At 68.9% G+C, this 20,708-nt stretch carries 19 protein-coding genes; 11 read left to right on the top strand and 8 right to left on the bottom strand.

The genetic code is table 11. The features are described 5' to 3' along the window. Positions 1–1,023: HNH endonuclease signature motif containing protein (locus QN357_RS09540; RefSeq protein WP_323504802.1), on the top strand; the 1,023-nt coding region annotated here is incomplete at its 5' end. A gap of 38 nt (positions 1,024–1,061) precedes the next feature. On the opposite strand, the gene QN357_RS09535 is transcribed toward QN357_RS09540, so the two are convergent. Beyond that, entirely contained in the window at positions 1,062–2,354 is a 1,293-nt protein-coding gene (locus QN357_RS09535; RefSeq protein ID WP_134449242.1) for an ATP-binding protein, read from the bottom strand. A gap of 90 nt (positions 2,355–2,444) precedes the next feature. Here QN357_RS09535 and QN357_RS09530 point away from each other — a divergent pair, with 90 nt between their 5' ends. After that, the gene (locus tag QN357_RS09530) at positions 2,445–2,939 is read left to right on the top strand and encodes a hypothetical protein (RefSeq protein ID WP_241985124.1); all 495 of its coding nucleotides are present in this window, start codon (positions 2,445–2,447) and stop codon (positions 2,937–2,939) included. 12 nt (positions 2,940–2,951) lie between these two features. On the opposite strand, the gene QN357_RS09525 is transcribed toward QN357_RS09530, so the two are convergent. Continuing rightward, entirely contained in the window at positions 2,952–3,326 is a 375-nt protein-coding gene (locus tag QN357_RS09525) for a hypothetical protein (protein ID WP_134449241.1), read from the bottom strand. A gap of 299 nt (positions 3,327–3,625) precedes the next feature. Here QN357_RS09525 and QN357_RS09520 point away from each other — a divergent pair, with 299 nt between their 5' ends. The 3 genes from QN357_RS09520 to QN357_RS09510 all read left to right on the top strand — a co-directional run bounded on the left by QN357_RS09520 (position 3,626) and on the right by QN357_RS09510 (position 6,871). Then, positions 3,626–3,751 (top strand): hypothetical protein, encoded by a 126-nt coding sequence (locus QN357_RS09520; RefSeq protein ID WP_255454126.1) that lies wholly within the window; start codon positions 3,626–3,628, stop codon positions 3,749–3,751. Between the two features lie 7 nt (positions 3,752–3,758). Continuing rightward, entirely contained in the window at positions 3,759–3,932 is a 174-nt protein-coding gene (locus QN357_RS09515; RefSeq protein ID WP_323504801.1) for a hypothetical protein, read from the top strand. An 86-nt stretch (positions 3,933–4,018) separates the two neighbouring features. Then, positions 4,019–6,871 (top strand): putative bifunctional diguanylate cyclase/phosphodiesterase, encoded by a 2,853-nt coding sequence (locus QN357_RS09510; RefSeq protein WP_323504800.1) that lies wholly within the window; start codon positions 4,019–4,021, stop codon positions 6,869–6,871. 42 nt (positions 6,872–6,913) lie between these two features. Here the strand turns inward: QN357_RS09510 and QN357_RS09505 are convergent, their stop codons facing one another. Beyond that, entirely contained in the window at positions 6,914–7,921 is a 1,008-nt protein-coding gene (locus QN357_RS09505) for an acyl-CoA thioesterase (RefSeq protein ID WP_241985123.1), read from the bottom strand. A gap of 117 nt (positions 7,922–8,038) precedes the next feature. After that, positions 8,039–8,530, bottom strand: coding sequence for a heme-degrading domain-containing protein (locus QN357_RS09500; protein ID WP_134449238.1), 492 nt, complete (start codon positions 8,528–8,530; stop codon positions 8,039–8,041). A 146-nt stretch (positions 8,531–8,676) separates the two neighbouring features. On the opposite strand from QN357_RS09500, the gene QN357_RS09495 reads away from it, so the two are divergent. Then, the gene (locus tag QN357_RS09495; RefSeq protein ID WP_134449237.1) at positions 8,677–8,895 is read left to right on the top strand and encodes a three-helix bundle dimerization domain-containing protein; all 219 of its coding nucleotides are present in this window, start codon (positions 8,677–8,679) and stop codon (positions 8,893–8,895) included. Positions 8,896–8,902: 7 nt separating this feature from the next. On the opposite strand, the gene QN357_RS09490 is transcribed toward QN357_RS09495, so the two are convergent. Continuing rightward, entirely contained in the window at positions 8,903–9,616 is a 714-nt protein-coding gene (locus QN357_RS09490; RefSeq protein WP_323504799.1) for an IclR family transcriptional regulator, read from the bottom strand. Further along, positions 9,613–11,136 carry an APC family permease gene (locus tag QN357_RS09485; protein ID WP_134562086.1) on the bottom strand — a complete coding sequence of 508 codons (1,524 nt, stop codon included), beginning with the start codon at positions 11,134–11,136 and terminating at the stop codon, positions 9,613–9,615. Before QN357_RS09485 ends, QN357_RS09490 begins: the two co-directional genes overlap by 4 nt. 274 nt (positions 11,137–11,410) lie before the next feature. Between QN357_RS09485 and QN357_RS09480 the strand changes: the two genes are divergently transcribed. Genes QN357_RS09480 through QN357_RS09470 form a run of 3 tightly spaced genes read left to right on the top strand, consistent with a single transcriptional unit; the run spans position 11,411 to position 15,578 of the window. Next, positions 11,411–12,895 carry an APC family permease gene (locus QN357_RS09480; RefSeq protein WP_134449234.1) on the top strand — a complete coding sequence of 495 codons (1,485 nt, stop codon included), beginning with the start codon at positions 11,411–11,413 and terminating at the stop codon, positions 12,893–12,895. A gap of 58 nt (positions 12,896–12,953) precedes the next feature. Beyond that, a complete protein-coding gene (locus QN357_RS09475; protein ID WP_134449233.1) occupies positions 12,954–15,017 on the top strand; it encodes a primary-amine oxidase in 2,064 nt (687 codons plus the stop codon). Positions 15,018–15,035: 18 nt separating this feature from the next. Beyond that, complete coding sequence (locus QN357_RS09470; protein WP_322188922.1) at positions 15,036–15,578, top strand: hypothetical protein; 543 nt, start codon at positions 15,036–15,038, stop codon at positions 15,576–15,578. 27 nt (positions 15,579–15,605) lie between these two features. Here the strand turns inward: QN357_RS09470 and QN357_RS09465 are convergent, their stop codons facing one another. After that, positions 15,606–16,133 (bottom strand): universal stress protein, encoded by a 528-nt coding sequence (locus QN357_RS09465; RefSeq protein WP_134562088.1) that lies wholly within the window; start codon positions 16,131–16,133, stop codon positions 15,606–15,608. Between the two features lie 121 nt (positions 16,134–16,254). On the opposite strand from QN357_RS09465, the gene QN357_RS09460 reads away from it, so the two are divergent. Next, complete coding sequence (locus tag QN357_RS09460; RefSeq protein ID WP_134560496.1) at positions 16,255–17,544, top strand: bifunctional glycosyltransferase family 2/GtrA family protein; 1,290 nt, start codon at positions 16,255–16,257, stop codon at positions 17,542–17,544. Then, positions 17,541–19,688 (top strand): glycosyltransferase family 39 protein, encoded by a 2,148-nt coding sequence (locus QN357_RS09455; RefSeq protein ID WP_322188920.1) that lies wholly within the window; start codon positions 17,541–17,543, stop codon positions 19,686–19,688. The genes QN357_RS09460 and QN357_RS09455 overlap by 4 nt, the downstream gene beginning before the upstream one ends. A gap of 221 nt (positions 19,689–19,909) precedes the next feature. Here the strand turns inward: QN357_RS09455 and QN357_RS09450 are convergent, their stop codons facing one another. After that, entirely contained in the window at positions 19,910–20,578 is a 669-nt protein-coding gene (locus tag QN357_RS09450) for an HAD hydrolase-like protein (protein ID WP_241975487.1), read from the bottom strand. Between the last annotated feature and the right edge of the window lie 130 nt (positions 20,579–20,708).

The following is a 20,708-nucleotide window of genomic DNA, read 5'->3' as shown; positions in this document are numbered from 1 at the left end:
AAGGGCCTGGGCGATCTGGACCGGGCGATCACCGCGGAGAAACTCGCGACCGCCCTGGCCCGGCTCCTCACCGAAGCGCGCACGGTGAACGCTGACCAGCTGTTCAAGCGCGCCCGGCGGGTGCGGGACGTGCTCGATGAGGCCGGCATCGCCGCCCGCGAGAAGGCCGTCTACGACGACCGGTCGTTGCGGTTCTGGCGGCTCCACACAGGGCAGGTGCGCATGGTCGGGTTGTTCGCCGCCGAAGACGGCGAATACCTGATGAGTACCTACGACGCCATCACCAGTCCCCGCCGGGGCGGGGTCCGGTTCGTGGACAAGGAGCAGGCCGCCTGGGCGAAGCGGGTGCAGGACGACCCGCGCACCACCGAACAGCTCACCGCGGACGCGTTCCTGGCCCTGATGAAACTCGGCGTGAAGGCCGACCCGAAACGCATCGCCGGAGGACGAAGCCCCGCCGTCCGCATGGTCACCATCCGCCCCACCGGCACCGCACCCACCGATGCCGTGCCAACCGAGGCCCCGTCACCCGCAGCCGACGCTGCGGCGAACCCCGAAACCGCGTCACCCGCGCTCCAGCCCGGCGTCATCGAGGGGACTGCGGTGACGGTCTCGGCCGAGACCTTGGAACGGAACCGGTGCGACAGCGGACTCCTCGACGTCACCTTCGACGACCACGGCCACGGCGTCGACCTCGGCCGCGAACAGCGCACGTTCAGCCCCGCCCAACGCGCGGCCCTCTCCCTCCGCGACGGCGGCTGCATGTGGCCCGGCTGCGACCGACCACCGTCCTGGACCGAAACCCACCACATCCAACACTGGAAAGACGACACCGGGCAGACCAACCTCGACCAAGGAATCCTGCTCTGCCGCGCCGACCACCTACGGCTCCACAACGAACACTGGCGCATCACCCGCGACGACACCGGCCAGTACTGGCTCACCCCACCACCCGGACTCGACCCCGACCAGAAACCCGTACTGCTCACCAGCAAGAACGCGATCCTCCGCGACGATGACTGACGAGGTCGGGCGGTATTCGGACCGGTTGCCGGTACCGGTCAGAGCCGGGCGAGCCGCTCGATGTCCTCGAGGAACTCGGCCGCGACCTGCGGCGAGACCGTGGTACGGGTGGCACGGATCGCCGCGAGGTAGTCCTCGGTCCGGGGACCGCTCGGCGCATCCGCTGGAACCTCGTCCGCGGTGAAGAGTGCCCGTTCGAGTGCCTCCTGCGAAGCGCGGCGGGCTGCGTACTCGATATCGGCGGGCGAGAAGCCCTCGCTCGCGGCGACGAGGGCGCGGAAGTCGACCGTGCCGGCGACGAGCGCCGGCACGTAGCCGGCCCAGATGGCCGCGCGCGCCGCGGCATCCGGAAGCCCGATCGGGATGACGTAGTCGAAGCGTCCGTGCCGGAGCAGTGCGGAGTCGAGGGCGCGGATGAAGTTGGTCGCGCAGACCAGGAGGCGCCCCGGCCGCTCACGGAAGGCCGGGATGATCTTGAGCAGCTCGTTGGTGACGCCCTGCAGCGGCGACGGCGGTTCGCCGCCGCGCTGGGCCGCGATCTCCTCGACCTCGTCGATGAAGACCACGGCGTGCTCGAGTTCGGAGATCTTGAGGAAGGTCTCCCGCAGGGCGCCGGCAAGTCCCTTCGGGTCGCCGGCCAGCCGGGAGGGGAAGACCTCGACGAACGGCCACTCGAGCCGGGAGGCGATCGCCTTGGCGAAGGTGGTCTTGCCTGTTCCGGGAGGGCCGAAGAGCACGACGGCCTTGGGCGGAACGACCCCGTACTGTTCGGCGAGGTCCGGTTCGGCGAGCGGCATCACGAGCCGGCGCTCGAGGAGTTCCTTCTCGGCGCGCATGCCGCCGACGGCCGCCCAGAGATCGCGCGGCAGGATGCGCCCGCCGAGCTCACCGAGCGCCTTCAGCCCCTCGCGCTGCACCGGGATCTCGCGCTCGAAGTAGCTCAGCTGCTTCTTGACGACGAAGCCGCGGTTGAGGAAGGCGTCGACCCGGCTCTCGGTCTCCGGCATCAGCGCCGAGAGCTTGGTCAGGCCGTGCGGGGCCATCTTCGATTCGAGTGCTGCGAGCATGGCCGTGCCGATGCCCTGGCTTTGCCAGGACTGCGCGGTCGCGAGGAACACGATCCAGCCCTGGGCATGCGCAGCACGGCCGACCGCGGCCCCGATGACCTCGTCGCCGTGCATGGCGACGACGGCGTGGTCCTTCTGGCAGGAGGCGAGCACTTCGGACAGGCCGTAGACCGGTTCTGTCTTGGTCTCGGTGACCTCCTGCCAGAGCCGGAGGATCCCATCAAGGTCGTCAGCGTGGAAATCGCGGATCCGCCAGCCGGTCATGGTGCTCCTTCGCACGGGAATGTCTGTTCCCACAATCTAGGGCACTCGCCCCTTGAGGGCGCGTGAGCGTGCGGCGTAACATTTCGTAACGTGGACGCCGCGGTCATCAGCCGGCACGGACCGACGCCGGGCTTCCGGAGCGGGATGACGGAAATGATGAGCATGACAGCGCAGATGATGGACTCTTCGATGGCGATGAAGAGCATGAGCGGCCTCGACATGGCGGCGATGCAGGACATGATCGAGTGTTGCAGCGCGTGCGAGCAGGCCTGTACGGTCTGCGCGGACGACATGATGGCCATGGGCATGACCGGTATGTCGAAGTGCATGAGCATGTGCCTCGACTGCGCCGACATGACCCACACGATGATGCGAATGATGCTGCGCCCCTCCGGCTACGACATGCAGGTCATGATGGCCCAGATGGATGCCTGCATGAAGATGTGCATGGCCTGCGCCGCCGAGTGCATGATGCACGCCGAAATGAGCGAAGAGTGCAAGATGTGCGCTGAGGCCTGCCGTCAGTGCGCGGCCGCGTGCGAGCGGATGATGTCGGCGATGAAGTCCATGATGCCGATGGCGTAAAGCAGAGGTCCCTTAGGACAGGCCGACGAGGTCGGAGAAGCCCGACAGCTCGACCGGCGCCAGGAGCACGTTCACGCGCTCGGCTCCGATCGCGAGCACGTGATAGACGTCGTGCAGTGCGACTGGTTCACCGACGGAGGCCGAGGCGCCGAGGTCTGCGTGGTTCCACACCCACACCGTGGCGTGATCGTCGAGGGTCGTTAACGCGAGCCAGCCCGAGTGGGTGACGGCGGTCACGATCGCGTCGCGCCACTTGCTCGGCGTCGCCGCGGACACGCGCTGCTGGATCAGCGGAAGGGCATGACCTGGTGCACTGCCGGTGCAGGTGTGACCCTGTGAGCAGTCGGGACGCGGGATCTTCCGGAGGGTGGGGTGCTGCTGGGTCATTGTGGTCTCTGTCCCTTCGTGTCGCGGTGTCTATCTCGGTTGTCAGCAGCCTAGGTCGGCGACCGGCGGATGTCCCGGCATCCGTCATCCAAGGAAACAATGCAGCCCCGCCGTTCAGGCCTCCCTCGATGACCGGATTCCGGTCGGCGGATGTACCATGAATGTGCGATCCCGTCCACCCCTCGTGATGGGTCGGGTTTCCATCCACGGATGCGAAACCGTGTCAATCTCGATCGCTCACACAATGAACCAGGCTCAGCGGCGCGCCGTTCATCAACCGTTTGAGACTGAGAGAACCCATGGCCGACGTGACGAAGAACTCCACCATCCACTACGTGTCCGCCGTGCGCTGGTCGGCGCTCAAGCGCGAGTTCGCTGCCCGCCGCGGTCCGGTCGCGACGACGCGTGACGACGACGAGGACTGAGAACACCGTGTCCGAAGCGCCATCGTCAGGCGAACCCAACGCGGCTTCGCCGGCCAACCAGGTCTCACTGCCGCGCTGGAATGAACTCAAGCGCGAGTACAACCTGCGGCACAAGTCGCTGATGCGGTACTCCGCTCCCGCTGCGGACACCGCGACGAGCCCGGACGGCACCGCCGGCTGACCGACCGCTGTGCCCTCGCCCGCTGAGCAGCCGGCTCCAGACCGCCTCGTGTGCGGGTCCAGTCGATAGTATGCAAACAGGGGGCGATGATGACACTGGAGCCACGGGAGACGTCGAGCACGACAGTTTCCCTTGTCCTCGGCCATGTGCGCGCACACGGCGGAGTGGCTGCCGTTGCCGATGTCCTCGCCAGGGCCGGGGTCACGGAGTCGATCGACTGGCTTGAGGACACAGCAAACTGGGTGAGCTACGACACCAGGATCCGGCTCTTCGAGGCCGCGACGACCGTGCTTGACGACCCGCGCACGATGTACACGGTGGGCTCGACGGTCGTCACCGACGGGCTGCATCCGGTGCTCGTGCAGCTCCTGAGCGCCTTCGCATCACCCGCAGCGGTGTACCGCCAATTGCCGCGGTTCATTCCCAAGTTCACGACCACCTCGACAATGGACTCCGTTTCCGTGCGGGGGACGTCGGCAAGCCTTCGCTACCGGCTGCACGAGGGCTATCGTCCGTCACGTCTCGACTGCCAGTACGCCCAGGGCCTGTTCGCCGCTCTGCCGTCCATGTTCGGGCTCAATACCGCCATCGTGGTCCACCCGGAATGCCAGTGCGACGGATATGAGTGTTGCGTCTACGAAGTGACGTGGTCGACCCGGCGCCGCTGGTGGTCGTTGCGGTCATGGACCCATCCGACCAACAGGTCCCTTGTGCTCTTGCGCGAGAAGGTCAAGGAGGTTCAGCTCGCCGCAGCAGACCTCGTCGGAAGCGACGATGTCGACGACGTTCTCGCCCGCATCGTCGCCCGTGCGTCGTCTGCAGTGCTTGCGCCGGCGTACCTGCTCATCATGACGTCCGACCACGGTGAGCCCGTGCTTCGCTTCCAGGGACTCGATGCCCCCAAGGCGGCCAGGGTCGCCGCGCGGATCCTCCACGGCGACGCCCTCGGCGACCGGGCGGTGATCGTGGACGTGGCCTCCAGCCGGCGCACCTACGGACGCCTTGCCGCACTCTATTCCCTCGGTCACACCGCGATGGAGGGGGACAGGACCCTGCTCGAGGCATACGCCGGCCACGCCGCCTCGGCGCTGGACCTGTTCACGGCCCTCGACGACAGCAGGCGCGAAGAGAGCAGGGCGGCGGCCATGCTGGTGCTCGCCCATGAGCTCGCGACGAGCAATGGCAGCGAGGCCGTCGCCGATGCCGTCGCACTCGCGGTACCGGCGATCGCCGGCTGCGATGCCGCCGCGGTGCTGCTCTGGGACGCCGGCCCCGGCGTGATGCACGCGGTCGCAACCGCCGGGCTCGATATGCCCCAGAGGGAGCGGGTGCTCGCGTCGCCGATCCCCGCCGCGCAGACGCCCGAACTGGTCGAACTCCTCGCCCACCAGCGGCCGGTCCCGCTCTCGGCGACGACCGCGAGCCCGCAACTGGCCGGCCTCCTCGCGGAATGCGGAATGACCACGGCGATCATCGTGCCGCTGCTCGCCGGCGATGTGCTGATGGGCGTCGTCGCCGGCGGGTGGCGTTCCGCTCCTGCCTCGGGCATCTCGCCGAGCACGCTCGCGCGGATCGAGGGCGTCAGCCATCAGGGCGCCATCGCGTTGCAGAACGCCCGGCTCCTCGCCACGGTTCGTCACCAGTCCCTGCACGACCCGCTGACCGGCCTCGCCAACCGGATGCTGTTCGCGAGTGAGCTCGATGCTGCAGTGTCGACGTGCGCGGAGGGCTCGTGCACCGCCGTGATGTTCTGTGACCTGGACAACTTCAAACAGGTCAATGACGTGCTCGGTCACGGCGCCGGCGACGAACTCCTCCGCCAGATCGCGGTTCGGCTCCGCGGGTGCCTGGGTACCGAGGCGACCATCGGACGTCTCGGTGGCGATGAATTCGCGGTCCTCGCCCACGAACTTGCCGGTCACGAACAGGCGGTCCACCTCGCTCATCGCGTCGTCGACAGCCTCAACCGGCCCTTCCATGTCTCCGGCCACGACCTGCGCATCACCGCGAGCATCGGGGTCGCGGTGCACAACGGCCCGGGGGATGGCGGAGAACGGCTGCTCGCCGCCGCGGACACCGCCATGTACGACGCGAAACGGACCGGCCGGAACCAGGTCGCCCTCGCGGACGACAGCAACCGGACCGACCCGGTCTCCTCACTTCACAGCGAGCTCGTCGAGGCACTCGGACGGGCCGAGATGCGGCTGCACTACCAACCCGTCGTCGCGCTTTCCTCCCCTGACCGGGTCGTGGGGGCAGAAGCCCTGATCCGCTGGGACCATCCCCGCCTGGGCCTGCTGGCCCCCGCCGCTTTCCTGCCGCTCGCGGAGGAGACCGGCCTCGTCGCCGACCTGGACCTGTGGGTGCTCGGCGAGGCGCTCGCCGACCTCGCGGCCCTCGGCGACGCCGCTGACCTCGCCGCCATCGGGGAGGCACCGCTGCACGTCGCCGTGAACCTCGCCAGTGCCACCCTCGTCGATCCGCGGCTGATCCCGACCGTGCGCGCTGCCCTCAACCGCAACCGGCTCCGTCCTGAGCGGCTGGTCCTCGAGATCGTCGAGAGCAGGGCCCTCATCGATCTTCCTGGCGTCGTGGAACGCCTCACCGAACTCCGGCGGCTCGGCGTGTGCATTTCGCTCGACGATTTCGGGACCGGGTTCTCGACCCTGGCCTGGCTCAACACCCTGCCCGTCGACCAGATCAAGATCGACAGGACCTTCACCGCGAACCTGCCGGATGCAGCATCCGTCGCCCTGGTCGAGGGGATCATTGCGCTCGCGCAGAAGCTCGACATCGACGTAGTCGCCGAAGGAGTGGAGACCGAGGACCAGCTCGCTGCGCTTCGGGAAGCCGGCTGCGCTTTCGCCCAGGGTTACCTGCTCGGCCGGCCGAAGCCCGCGTTCGTGTCCGTAACGCAGGCGACGGTGAGCCGCGCCTGAGCCCACCGCCATCGGGTATCCCGCAGCAAGAAGCCGGCGGGGTCAGGGCTGTCGCATCAACTCGACGGGTACCGGCGCTAGTTGGGCACGCAGTGTGATCAGGTCACGAGCGTGGGCATCAAGCCGCAGATCCTCGTCGGTGTCGAGGGGCAACGGGGCGACCGCACGCGAGTGGCCATCCGAATCGAGTGTGACGAAGATGCTCATGCACTGCGTGGTGAGCTTGAGGTCCTCCGGCGTGCGCGGGCTGCCGGATCGCACCCGGATGCTGATGTGCATGCTGCTCGGCCCGGTGTGGATCAGCCGTGCATCCACTTCGACGATGTGGCCGATGTGGATCGGCCGGTAGAAGTGGATGCCGCCGGAGTAGACGGCGACAGCCGACTCCGAGCTCCAGCTCGCCGCACAGGCGAATGCGGCCTCGTCGATCCAGCGCATCACCGTGCCACCGTGGGCGTTCCCGCCCCAGTTCGCGGCGGACGGAGCGGCCAGGAAGCGGAAGACCGTACGCGGAGTGGTGCCGACCCCGGTGTATTCCTGGGATCGCATAGTGTTCTGGATGGTGCGGCGCAAGGCGAGCCGGGCCTTGGCGTTCTCCTCGAGTTCACGATCGGCTGCTGAGGTCGCGACCCATTCCGGCACCGGAATGGGCTTCCCGTCTTCGTCGATCGCCACGAAGACGAGGATGCAATGCGTGGCCGGGGTGAACGTACGTTCGCGCACGTTCGCGGTGTCGACGGCGACGAGCACGTGCATGCTCGTGCGCCCGGTGTGGATCACACGTGCGCGGACCTCCACGAGGCTGCCAGGTGGGATCGGGCGGGTGAAGTGCACGTTGCCGACATAGGCCGTCACCGTGTCCGACGCGCTCCAACCGACCGCGCAGGCGTATGCGGCCTTGTCGATCCACTCGAGCACACTGCCTGCCGCGACAGTGATGCCGTCGGCGGCGGTGTCCTGCGGCACGGCCATGAACCGCAGGGTGATCCGGTCCCTGGAATCAGTGGCGGAGGCCGAGGCATCCTCGGTGTGTTCAGGGCTGCGAATCACGGGCACTCCAGGGGCTCGGCGTCGGGCTTTCAGCCAGAATCCCACAACCGCCGAGGAAGCGGAACCCGAGTGTTCGGATACTGACCGTCTGCCGGTGCGGCGAGCCGTGACCGGGTATCAGCCGCGTGTGACCAGGTGTGCCCTGAGCGCCTCGACGACGAGGTCGTGATCGAGCTGCTGGGCGAGACCGGAGACCCCGACGACGCCCATGAGCGCCCCGCGCACCCGCAGCGGAAAGGCGCCGCCGTGCGCGGCGTGCGTTCGCGGGTCAAGCCGGGAGGAGGTGTCGAAGTCGCGGCCCGCCGCGCGGAAACGGGTGCCGACGGCGAGCGAGGAGCTCGCAAACCGTCGCACGACCCGGAACTTGTTCTCGAGCCAGCCGTCGTTGTCCGCGCATGCTCCCGGCAGGGACGCGTGGAAGACCCGCTGGTCCCCGAACATGATCGCGATCGCGATCGGATGGTCCCGTTCGAGTCCGAGTTCCACGAGCAGGGAACCCACCGCCCAGGCGTCCGCGAAACCGAAGGAATCGAACTGGATGCTGCGCTCCTGCTCGAGGAGGAAGTCCAGCAGGCGTTCCTCCGCGGACTGTGTTGGTGCATCGGTCATCTCGAACCTTCCCAGGAAGTGCGGCAGGCGCCGCCCCGGACAGTCTTTCACTTCGGGTCTCCGTACGGGATGGTTCCTGAGCGTGGCGCGGCACGGAGTCGTCCTCCGCGTTTGACCCTGCCGGTCAGCAGGCAGAGACTGAAGGGGTGAATCGAAAAGAGGAAGACCGCGCGGTCGAGCAGATCATTGTGCGACTGGAAAAGAAGTTTCCCAACGAACCGCCGACGAGTATTGAGAAGACCGTGCACGAGCAGCAGCTCGCTCTCGCCCGGAACCCGCTGCGGGACTACATCCCCGTGCTGATCGAGCACGCGGTCAAGGACCGGTTGCGCCGGGCCGCACTGCACCTGCCCGCCGCGGCCTGAACCACCCTCAGGCGAGCAGGGGCGCGAGTTCCCGTGCGCCCATCCTGAGCAGGGCGAGGAATTCCGCAGGGTCGCCGATCCGTGCAGCAGGGGCCGACAGGCAGAGCCCAGCGACGAGCGTTCCCTCCCGGTTCCGGATCGGGATCGCGAGACAGCCGTTCCCCGGCGCCCACGGGCTCGAGAAGTACGCGTAGCCGTCGGTCCGGACCGTCGCGAGCTGCCCGGCCAGGTCCGGGTCCTCGCCGAGTACCCACGACTCGGCCCCTCGACGTTCTGCGAGCAGCAGCCGGCCCATCGCGCTCGTCTCGAGCGCCCGCGCGCTCCTGACGGACACGCTCGGCGGGTAGTCGGGGTCCGGATCGATCACCCGGACCCCGTCGCTGTCGTAACGCACGAGGTGGATGCCGCCACGGATGCGGGAGCGCAGCCGGTCGACGACCTCGCGCACAGCCTCCGGTGGCTGGGCGGGCGCGACCAGGCGGGCGAGTTCGACGACCTTGCGGCCGAGGGCGAACCCGCGCAGGTCCGGCATCCGCACGAGGTACTCGTCCTGGACCAGCAGGTTGAGCAGCCGGTACGCTGTCGCCTTCGGCAGCCCGAGGCTGTCCGAGATCTCCCGCGCCGTGACCCCCGACCCGCAGCGGGCCACCTCCTCGAGCACCGTCAGGGCGCTCTGGATGGCCTTCGGCTGGCGGGCACCGAGGTGCGCGGCGCCCGTCACGGGCCGGCCCGGCCCGATTCCCGCGCCGCGGCATCCGCCGGGCCCGGCCCGCCGAGGACGTCGCCGGTCACGGGCACGTCATAGACCCCGATGGTGTCCCGAAGCCAGGGGCGCCTCCGCAATCGCAGGCCGCACCAGGCGAGGCCGAGCGCCATCACGCCGAGGAAGACCCAGACCCCGAGCGCCCTGGCCGAGCCGCTCTCGACGGCGAGGTAGGTGACGAGCACGGCGCCCAGCAGCACGGCGGCGAGCACCGCGAACAACACCGGCCAGAAGGTGGCCTCGCCGATCCGCCGGAGGAACACGGGCGCGGCGACGCAGACGAGCAGGTACGCGGTCATGTAGCCGCCAGCGGCCCCGACGATGAGCACCTCCATGGTCTGCCAGATGCTGCCGGACAGCGCGATCGTCGTGAGCAGCACCGCCGTGATCACCGTCATCGCGACGAGTGCAGCGCCGAACGGCGTGCGATAGCGCGGGTGGGTGCGCCCGAACCTGCTCGGCAGCAGGCCCTCCCGGCCCATCGAGAAGAGCACCCGCACGAGCGCGGTCGTCGACGCGATCGCACAGGCCAGGAACGAGGTCGCGATGCTGACGTCGAGGAGCAGGCCGACCGCGTCGATCCCGTATGCGGCGGCGAGATCGTTGACCGGGGACGCGCTCGCCGCGATCGTGCCACCGAGGGCGGAGAACCCGACGAGCTGGCTGAACGAGGCGAGCAGGTAGAGCATCCCCGACCCGAGCACGGTGAACACGATCGCCCGCGGGATGCTCGCGTACGGGCGTTTCGCCTCGACACCGAGTGTTGAGGCGCTCTCAAAGCCGACGAAGGCCGTGAGGGCGAGGGCGGACCCGACCGCGAAGTTGGCGGGGTCGATTCCGCCCGGCGCGAGCTGCGACCAGTCGAGCACCGGCCAGAGCCGCACGAGCAGCGCGACAACGAGCACGACGATGATGAGCACCGAGACCGCCTCGACGAGCAGGGTGATCCTGGTCGAGAGACGGATGCCGCGGGCCAGCACGAGCAGGCACAGTGCCGCCATGACGACGATCAGCAGGCCCGCGACGAGGACGGATCCGGTGAGCGCCGGCCAGAACCTGCCGACCACGATCGTGAGGTAGTACCCGGCGCCGCCGAGCGCGAACATCGAAATGAATCCGTAGCCGACGAGCAGGCCGACGCCGGCGACGAACGCCGCCATCGTGCCGAGCCCGCGGGAGACGAAGGTGTAGATCGACCCGGCAGCGGCGATGCGCCGGGTGAACTGGTTGATCGTCGTCGCGACGAGGAACGCGAGCAGCATCGCGGTCGCGAGCGACCACACCGTCGCGCCGCCGGCGACGACGGCGACGAGGAGTGGGATCGTGGTCGCGGCGGCGGATGGGGCGACGGCGGACACGGACTGCGCGAGCACGTCGAGGAATCCCACGCTGCGCCGGTCGAGGCCATCGACGGGCGAGCGGGTTCCGATGCCGTCGACCGGCTGCGGATCGTTGATGGCCCTGGCCAGTGCGGTCATCGGTCCGGCCTCGTTCTTTCTCGTTCACAAGCTCACGGTCGGGGGCGGCGGTGCGGAGCCTCAGGCTAACCATCCGGCGTTGCGGCCGCGCTTCGGGAGTGTTTCGGTCGCGTGACCGCCGAGTGGGACAACGGGCGGCCCGTGTCTCATTCGGGCCGCCCGGACGTTTACCCCGGCGAGACCGGTCGGCAACAGGGGTCCGACAGGCTGGCCGCAGACCTTCCGCACCGCCTCCCCGACTTTCCCTGACGAACCCGCTCGAGCTGGAGATGACATGACCCTCACGAAAGATCCAACGGCATCCGTTGGCACACTGCCCGCCGAACGTTCCCTGACCGGTTCCCTCGGCGTCACGTCGATCGTGCTGATGGTCGTGGCCGCCGCAGCGCCGCTCACCGTCATCGGCGGCTCGGCTCCGCTCGGCATCCTGCTCGGCAACGGGGTCGGATTCCCCTCGATGTTCGCCATCGCGGCGATCGTCCTGCTCTTCTTCTCCGTCGGCCTCGCCGCGATGACCAAGCACGTGCCGAAGCCCGGCGCGTTCTTCACCTTCGTGAACTACGGGCTCGGCAAGCCGGCCGGCCTCGCGACGGCCTTCCTCGCGCTTCTCACATACACGACCATCCAGGTCTCGGTATACGGGTACGTCGGCTACATCCTGAGCGTCACGCTCACGGGCCTCGGCGCACCTGACCTGCCCTGGTACCTCTACTCGCTCGCGGCCGTCGCCCTCGTCGGGTTCCTCGGCTACCGGCACATCGACCTGAGCTCGAAGGTGCTCGGTGTGCTCCTGCTCGGCGAGGTCGGCGTCGTGCTCGCGCTCGTCGTCGCGGTGGTCGTCAACGGCGGCCCGGAGGGCCTCTCGATGGCGCCCTTCGAACCGAACAACGTGCTCACCGGCTCCCCGGCGATCGGCCTGATGTTCGCGATCGCCGCCTTCATCGGCTTCGAGTCCACCGCGATCTTCCGTGACGAGGCGAAGGACCCCGGCCGCACCATCCCGCGGGCCACCTACGTCGCCGTGATCGGCATCGGCGTCTTCTACACGCTCGCGTCCTGGGCGCTCGTGATGGCATGGGGACCGAGCGGCGTCGTCGCCCAGGCCGCGGAGAACCCGGGCGCGATGATCCTGATCACGACCCTCGCCTACCTCGGACCGATCGGGCAGGTCGTGATGAACGTGCTGCTCATCACGAGCATGTTCGCGTGCGTGCTGTCCTTCCACAACGTGATCACCCGCTACCAGCACTCGATGTCCAACGCCCGGGTCCTTCCCGACTTCCTCGGCCGGGTGCACACGAAGCACTCCGCACCCCACCTGTCCTCGATCGTGCAGACCGCGACAGCCGCGATCCTGACGATCCTGTTCGCCGCGCTCGGCCTCGACCCGGTGCTCCAGGTCTTCACCTGGTTCTCCGGCGTCGCGACCCTCGCGATCGCCGTCCTGATGGCCGTCACGAGCGTCGCGGTCGTCGTCTACTTCGCCCGCACCAGGAAGGACAGGCGGCTCTGGAACACGGTGATCGCCCCGGTGCTCGGCCTCCTCGGACTGCTCGGCGCCGCGGTGCTCATCGCCACGAACTTCCCCTTCCTCGTCGGTGACGTCGACGCGGACGGAGCCCCCGTGTTCGGCGTCGTGAGCGCGGTCCTGCTCGGCCTCGTCGTGCTCTTCCCGCTCGGCGGACTCGTGCAGGCGCTCATCCTCAAGCGCACCAACCGGGTCGCATACGACCAGATCACGGATGCCATCGGCGGGTGACCCGCTGACCCCGCCCGCAGCATCCGCTCACCTCTCACCACCCTTCGACTGGAGAACCATGACCATCACCGATCTCGACACCCCGCACGGCCACCACGAACACGGCGGCCACGATCACGACCACGGCCAGCACGACGCCGGGACCGTGCCGAGCCACCCGGTCGGCAGCCTCACCGCCGCAGAGTTCGAGACCGTGCGCGACGTCGTCACGGCGGGCGCCGACTGGAACGCGACCACCCGCTTCGCCTATGTCGGGCTGTGGGAACCGCACAAGCGTGAGGTCCTCGCCTGGCAGGACGGCACCGGGCCGCTTCCCGACCGGCAGGCCCGGGTGATGCTTCTCGACATGGAGACCGGCCGGTCGACGGATAACATCGTCTCCATCCCCGGTCGCGCGGTGCTCACGACGAGCGTGCTCGACGGGTCGGCCGGCCAGCTGCCCGTGCTGCTCGCCGAGTTCGACGCGATCGCCGGGATCGTCGCCGAGGACCCGCGCTGGGTCGCCGCACTCGCCGCGCGGGGCACCACGATCGAAGAGGTCGTTGTCGTGCCGCTCTCTGCCGGGCACTACGACTACCCGGAAGAGGTCGGCCGCCGGATCGTCCGGGTGCTCGCGTTCCGCCAGGACTACCCGGAGGACCACCCCTGGGCGCACCCGGTCGATGGGCTCTCCGCCTACGTCGACACCGCCTCCCGCACCATCACGCGCCTCATCGACGTCGGCACCCTCGACATCCCGGCGGAGAGCGGCAACTTCGACGACCCGGCCGTGCAGGGCGCCCCGCTCACGACCCTCAAGCCGATCGTGATCTCCCAGCCGGAAGGACCGAGCTTCACGGTCGACGGCGAGTGGGTGAGCTGGGCGAACTGGAAGTTCCAGGTCGGCTTCGATACCCGCGAGGGCCTCGTGCTGCGCCAGCTCTCCTTCACGGACGCGGGGGAGGAGCGCCCGGTCATCTACCGGGCCTCGATCAACGAGATGCTCGTGCCATACGGGGACCCGTCCCCGGTGCGGTTCTGGCAGAACTATTTCGATACCGGAGAGTACCTCTTCGGCCGGTTCACCAACTCCCTCGCGCTCGGCTGCGACTGCGTCGGCGAGATCAAGTACTTCGACGCCGTCCTCGCCGACGAACTCGGCAACCCGTTCACGATCAAGAACGGCATCTGCATGCACGAGGAGGACGTCGGAACGCTCTGGAAGCACGGCGACATGTTCACCGGCTCCAACGAGGTGCGCCGGCAGCGGCGACTCGTGATCAGTTTCTTCACCACCGTCGGCAACTACGACTACGGGTTCTACTGGTACCTGTCGCTCGACGGCACCATCGAGTGCGAGGCCAAGCTCACCGGCATCCTCTTCACATCGGCATACCCGGGGATCGGGGAGCCTATCGGAGAGACCGCGATCGAGGGAGACTACGCGTATGCCAGCGAGGTCGCTCCCGGGCTCGGCGCCCCGTACCACCAGCACCTCTTCAGCGCGCGGCTCGACATGATGGTCGACGGGCTGTCCAACGCCGTCGACGAGATCGACGGCGTGCGCTTGCCGATGGGGCCGGGCAACCCGCACGGCAACGCCTTCACCAAGAAGACGACCCGGCTCACGAGTGAGGCGGGCTCCGGGCGGGTCGCCGACGCATCCGTCGCCAGGGCCTGGCACATCGTCAACACCGAGAAGACCAACCGGCTCGGGCGCCCGACCGGCTATGTTCTGCAGCCGGAGCAGTCTCCGACGCTGATGGCCGACCCGGGGTCTTCGATCGCGAAGCGCGCCGAGTTCGCAACGAAGCACCTCTTCGTGACCCAGTACGACCCGGCGGAGCAGTTCGCGGCCGGTGACTTCGTGCACCAGAACCCGGGCGGGGACGGCATCACGAAGTACATCGCGGGCGACAGGTCGATCGACGGCGAGGACATCGTGCTCTGGCACACCTTCGGGCCGACGCACTTCCCCCGGATCGAGGACTGGCCGGTGATGCCGGTCGACTACGCGAAGTTCACGCTCAAGCCATACGGCTTCTTCGGTGCGAACCCCGCGATGAACGTGCCGGCAAACGAACCGGTGTCGCACTGCTCGCACGGCCACGACGGCGCGGCGCACGAGCACACGCACCACTAGGACGAGAGGAGAGCGCTGGTGACCTGGGCACTGCACGGAATCATGATCGGCGGCGCGTCGCTCAACCTCTGCTGCGTGCTCGGCAGCCGGCGCTCCCGGTCGGGCCTCGCGGTCGTCTCCACCCTCGTGATGCTCGCGGCGATGACGGATTCCGCCTCCGGTGTCTTCGGCCTCGGGCCCTTGCCGTGGGCGGCGATCCTGATCGCCTGGGGACTGACCTGTTCGGCGCTGCTCCGCCGCCGTACCGCCACGGGCGCGCCTCAGAATGCGACACCTCACGGAGGTGCGGGGCAGACGATGCTGCTGCACCACCCGCTCGGCCTCGTGGTCACCGCCGGCCAGCTGATGGCTCACACGGTGATGTCCCCGGGCGGCGCCGCCGCGGCGGGGCACACCCACTCGGATTCGCTCCTGCTGCCCCTGGTCTGCGTGGCAGGCGGGGCGTTCGTGGTGTGGTCCCTCGTGCTGCTCGTGACCGAGAGCCGCACCCGGCTCGAACGCGGCAACCTCCTCGGGATGTCGGCCATGACGGCGGCGATGGCCGTGATGCCCTTCGCCTGAGCCGCTACGCAGGACTCCCGGTGGGAATCAGGCGGGCTCCCACGGCAGGCGCTGTTCGAAGGGGACCGGCGCGAGCGGGATCATCACGACCGGCCGGTGCTGGCGATGCGCGAGGCGCACCGCGATCGAACCGCTGAAGAAGGCCTGAAGTCCCGCTCGGACGCTCGACTCCCGGGTACCCACGACGATCATGGCGGCGCCGAGGGTGTCGGCGAGTGTGCCGATCGCGAGGGCGGGGTCCCCGGCGAGTGCCCGGGTGCTCCACGCGACCGGGCGGCCTTCGAGCGCAGCCGTGAGCCGTGCGGCGAGCCGGGGAGGAAGAGCCTCGTCGGCGAGGTCCACGACATCGGGATCGAAGGAGAGCGAGGTCACGCTGCCGTCCGGGTGTTCCTCGATCACGTAGCGTCCGGTGTCGACCCACGCGCAGACGAGCTCCGCACCGAAGTGCTCCGCGAAGACGGCGGCCTGCTGCACGACGGCATCCGGCTGGCCGGTGTCGACCCCGACGACGATCCTCGCGGTCTGCCGGCGATCATTCGGCTGTGCGGTGGTCACGGGGCCTCCTTCGACCCCACCCTAGCCCTGTCGGGCAGCACAGGCACCTCACAGGTCTTCCTTTCCGCACTCATAACGCGGCCAGTGCTCTGGCATAGGCTCTGGGCGGAGAGTGGCCACCATGACCCGATCAGCAGCTCTCGCCCTCGACGTCGTCGTGCCCGTGTACAACGAACAGCAGACCCTCGCGCGCAGCATCCGTGTGCTGCACGCGTACCTGACCGACCAGTTCGAGGAACCCTGGCGCATCACCATTGCGAACAACGCCAGCACCGACAACACCGCCGCGATCGCCGACTCGCTCACGGCCGAACTGCCGGGCGTCCACGCCGTGCACCTCGTCGAGAAGGGCAGGGGCCGGGCGCTCAAGCGGGTCTGGCTCGCCTCGCCCGCCGCAGTCGTCGCATACGTCGACGTGGACCTCTCCACCGACCTCCGTGCGCTCCCGCCGCTCGTCGCCCCGCTGCTCTCCGGCCACTCCGATGTCGCCATCGGCAGCCGGCTGTCGCGCGGGTCCCGCGTCACCCGCGGCGGCAAGCGCGAGTTCATCTCCCGAAGCTACAATGCCCTCGTCCGCACGACGATGGGCGTCGAATTCAGCGACGCCCAGTGCGGCTTCAAGGCGATGCGCCGTGACGTCGCCCAGCGGGTGCTCCCCCTCGTGGAGGACAACGGCTGGTTCTTCGACACCGAGATGCTCATCATCGCCGAGCGCGCCGGGCTCCGGATCCACGAGGTGCCCGTCGACTGGATCGACGACCCCGACAGCCGGGTCGACGTCGTCGGTACCGCCGCCGACGACCTCAAGGGCCTGGTCCGGGTGGCGCACTCGCTCGTCACCGGCAGGATCCCCGTCGACGAGATCTACGCCGAGCTCGGCCGACCGCCGTTCGAACCGCCGACCCCGCCGACCTTCCTCGGCCAGGTGCTGCGCTTCGGCGTGATCGGCGTGCTGTCGACCATCGCGTTCGCGCTGCTCTACCTCGTGCTCCAGTACGTGATGCCGGCCCAGCTGGCCAATTTCCTGTCCCTGCTCATCACCGCGATCGCGAACACCTGGGCCAACCGACGCCTCACCTTCGGCGTGCGCGGGCGGCGAGGCGCGGTCAAGCACCAGGCGCAGGGCCTTGTGATCTTCGGCCTGGCCTGGCTCGTGACGAGCGGATCCCTCCTCGTGCTGCACCTTGTCCGAGCGGATGCCGGGCCCCAGGCCGAGATCATCGTGCTCACGGCGGCCAATCTCCTCGCGACCGTGATGCGGTTCGTGCTGCTGCGGCTCTGGGTCTTCCGGAGCCAGCGGACGCCGGCCCCGACCAGGACGGAACCACGCACCTCCCGCGACGAAGTGACCTCCCGCGACGAGCCCTCCCGGAGGGACGCTCCCGCCAGACAGGAAGTGACCAGTTCATGACGACCCAGGTTTCCCCGCGCCCCTCCGTCTCTCCGCTCGACGCCCGCTTCGGCGCCCGCTTCGTGACCAGCCTCGCGGCCCTGCCGCGCACCCTCGTGCGGGGCAGGGCCGGCTCCGCGCGCTGGGAACGGCCGGCCCTGCTGGGTCTCCTGCTCGCGACAGCGGTGCTCTACATCTGGGACCTCGGCGCGAGCGGCTGGGCCAACTCGTTCTACTCCGCCGCTGTGCAGGCCGGCTCGGTCGACTGGACCGCGTTCTTCTACGGGTCCTCCGACGCCGCCAACGCGATCACCGTCGACAAGCCGCCGGCGAGCCTGTGGCTGATGGCCCTCTCGGTGCGCCTGTTCGGACTCAGTTCGTGGAGCATCCTCGTGCCGGAGGCCCTGATGGGCGTCGCATCGGTCGCCGTGCTCTTCGCCACCGTGCGCCGCCGCTTCTCGGCAGGCACCGCCCTGCTCGCCGGCGCCGTGCTTGCCGTGACCCCCGTCGCCGCGCTGATGTTCCGGTTCAACAATCCGGATGCCCTGCTCGTTCTCCTCCTCAGCCTCGCCACCTACTTCACCCTGCGCGGCATCGAGACCGGTGCCCTGAAATGGGTGCTCTGGGCGGGAGCGATGGTGGGCTTCGGATTCCTGACCAAGCAGCTGCAGGCATTCCTGATCCTGCCTCCGCTCGCGGGGGTCTACCTGTACGCGGCGCCGCACCGGTTCCGCACCCGCCTCTGGCACTCGTTCGCGGCCCTCGGCGCCGTGATCGTCTCGGCAGGCTGGTGGGTCGCCATCGTCGAACTCGTCCCGGCGAACTGGCGTCCGTACATCGGTGGCTCGCAGACGAACAGCTTCCTCGAGCTGACGTTCGGGTACAACGGATTCGGCCGGCTCACCGGGAGCGAGACCGGGAGCGTCACGGGAGGCGCCGGCGGCACGGGTGCGTTGACGGGCGGCATGTGGGGTGAGACCGGGATCTTCCGGCTCTTCCTCGGCGAATTCGGCGGCCAGATCACCTGGCTGTTGCCCGCCGCGCTGGTGTTGTGCGTCGCGGCGCTCGTCGTGCTCCGCCGCGCCCCGCGGATCTCGCTCCGCCGGGCCACCCTTCTCCTCTTCGCCGGGTACCTGATCCTGACCGCGCTGGCCTTCAGCTTCATGGCCGGGATCTTCCACGCCTATTACACGGTCGCCCTCGCGCCCGCGCTCGCCGGAACTTTCGCGATCGGTGCGAGCCTCGTCTGGATGAAACGCACGGCGCTCTGGGCCCGGATCACGGCGGCCGTCGCGATGCTCGCGACGAGCGCCTGGGCGTGGGTGCTGCTCGACCGCGCCACCGACTGGCTGCCGTGGCTGAAGTTCGTCGTCGCCGCGCTCGGCCTGGTCGCCGCCGGACTGCTGATGGCGCCGCCGCGGGCGGCCTGGCTCAGGAGGCTGCCGGGGAAGTGGTGGGGCAGGGCCACGGTCGCGATCGCCCTCACCGGCGCACTGCTGGCACCCGTTGCCTACACGCTCGAGACCGTGTCGACGGCCCACACCGGGTCGATCGTCACGGCCGGCCCGACCGTTTCCGGCGGCATGGGCGGGATGGGCGGCGGTGGAATGCCCGGCGGCCGGGCCGGGTTCCCCGGCGGCAACGCCGGCGGATTCGCCGGGGGCGGCACTCCGCCGGCTGGCCCGACTGTCGGGAACGGCACCGTCCCGAACGGCACCGTCCCGAACGGCACCGTCCCGAACGGCACGACAGGGACGCTGCCGACCGGAGGGCGCCCCGGCGGTGCCGGAGGATTCATGGGATCAGCGAGCGTCAGTGCAAGCCTCGCCGCGCTGCTCTCTGTGGATTCCGGCAGCTACACCTGGGTCGCCGCGGCGATCGGGTCGGACTCGGCCGCCGGCTACCAGCTCGCGACCCAACTGCCGGTGATGGCGATCGGCGGCTTCAACGGGAGCGACCCCGCCCCCACCCTCGCCGAGTTCCAGGCCGATGTGGCAGCGGGGAAGATCCACTACTTCATCAGTGGAACGACCGGCCAGGCCAACGGCGGATCGAGTGCCTCGAGCGAGATCGCCGCCTGGGTCGCGGAGAACTTCACCGCCCAGACCGTCGACAGCGTCACGCTCTACGACCTGTCTGCGGGTGCAACGGCGGCGAGCTCGTAGCGGGCGGACGGGCGAACGCCCGCAGCTACGGAAGGGACCGGGCCGCTGCAGTGGGTCCCGTCAGCGCCACGGCTCCACTCCAGGGATGATCTGCTGCATCCGTGGCTGAGTCGTATTCATGGCGACAGGGTCGCAGGGACCACCGACATTCGGTCGGAGAACACGATCGCTGCGGATGCCGGAGCGGAGCGTCGGGCGCGCGCCGCGGCATCCGCTGCGGGTCAGCCGAGGAGGAGCTTGGCGAGCTGGTCGACGGAGTAGACGGTCGCGGTCGCTGCGGCGGCCTCTGCGGGAGAGCCGTAGCCCCACTCGACGAGGATCGTCGGCACACCGTGGGCTGCGGCGCCCTCCGCGTCGTAGCTGCGGTCGCCGACCATGACGGGGGTGCTGAGGCTCGTGCCGACGGCGGCGAGGCGGTTCAGGGCCTCTTCGACGATGTCGGCCTTGGCGCTGCGGGTCTCCGCGTCACTCGCCCCGACGATGACCGTGAAGAACCGGGCCAGGTCGAAGTGCTCGAGGATCGTGATCGCGGCGTGCTCCGGCTTGCTCGTGGCGAGGGCGAGGGGGATTCCGGCCTCGTGCACGCGCTGGAGCAGGCCGGCGACGCCCGGGTAGACGGCGGTGTCGAGCATGGCTTCGCCGTGATAGTCGGCGCGGTAGACCGCGACGGCCTCAGTGGCCTCCTCTGCCGTCATGCCGGCGTACTCACGGAAGGCGGCGAAGAGGGGCGGGCCGACATAGGCGAGCAACTCGGCGTCGGTCGGAACCGGTCGGCCGAGAAGGGCGAAGGTCCGGGCGAGGGAGTTGGTGATGGCCGGGGCGGAATCGGTGATGGTTCCGTCGAGGTCAAAAAGTATTGCACTCCAGGTGCGAGTCAAAGTCGAATTCACTCGCTAATCCTAGAGGCCAGAGGCCCGATTTCCCACGAAATGGGTAATTTTCTGGCTCTCCTGACGTTACCGTGGGTGGTTTCCGAGCGCCTTAACGAGTGCACGCCGCTCTCCGTCTAGGTTTCTAACT

This window comes from Cryobacterium sp. RTC2.1 (assembly GCF_035018685.1).
Classification (GTDB): domain Bacteria; phylum Actinomycetota; class Actinomycetes; order Actinomycetales; family Microbacteriaceae; genus Cryobacterium; species Cryobacterium glucosi.
Note: the sequence above shows the minus strand (reverse complement) of the source record. Positions and strands in the feature narration are given on the sequence as shown.

Bases quoted from the DNA above. Each gene is read 5' to 3' on its own strand.
- QN357_RS09500 (WP_134449238.1), bottom strand. From the start codon at position 8,530: ATGACCGATGCACCAACACAGTCCGCGGAGGAACGCCTGCTGGACTTC.
- QN357_RS09510 (WP_323504800.1), top strand. From the start codon at position 4,019: ATGATGACACTGGAGCCACGGGAGACGTCGAGCACGACAGTTTCCCTT.
- QN357_RS09455 (WP_322188920.1), top strand. From the start codon at position 17,541: ATGACGACCCAGGTTTCCCCGCGCCCCTCCGTCTCTCCGCTCGACGCC.
- QN357_RS09475 (WP_134449233.1), top strand. From the start codon at position 12,954: ATGACCATCACCGATCTCGACACCCCGCACGGCCACCACGAACACGGC.
- QN357_RS09520 (WP_255454126.1), top strand. From the start codon at position 3,626: ATGGCCGACGTGACGAAGAACTCCACCATCCACTACGTGTCCGCCGTG.
- QN357_RS09525 (WP_134449241.1), bottom strand. From the start codon at position 3,326: ATGACCCAGCAGCACCCCACCCTCCGGAAGATCCCGCGTCCCGACTGC.
- QN357_RS09535 (WP_134449242.1), bottom strand. From the start codon at position 2,354: ATGACCGGCTGGCGGATCCGCGATTTCCACGCTGACGACCTTGATGGG.
- QN357_RS09485 (WP_134562086.1), bottom strand. From the start codon at position 11,136: ATGACCGCACTGGCCAGGGCCATCAACGATCCGCAGCCGGTCGACGGC.
- QN357_RS09460 (WP_134560496.1), top strand. From the start codon at position 16,255: ATGACCCGATCAGCAGCTCTCGCCCTCGACGTCGTCGTGCCCGTGTAC.
- QN357_RS09480 (WP_134449234.1), top strand. From the start codon at position 11,411: ATGACCCTCACGAAAGATCCAACGGCATCCGTTGGCACACTGCCCGCC.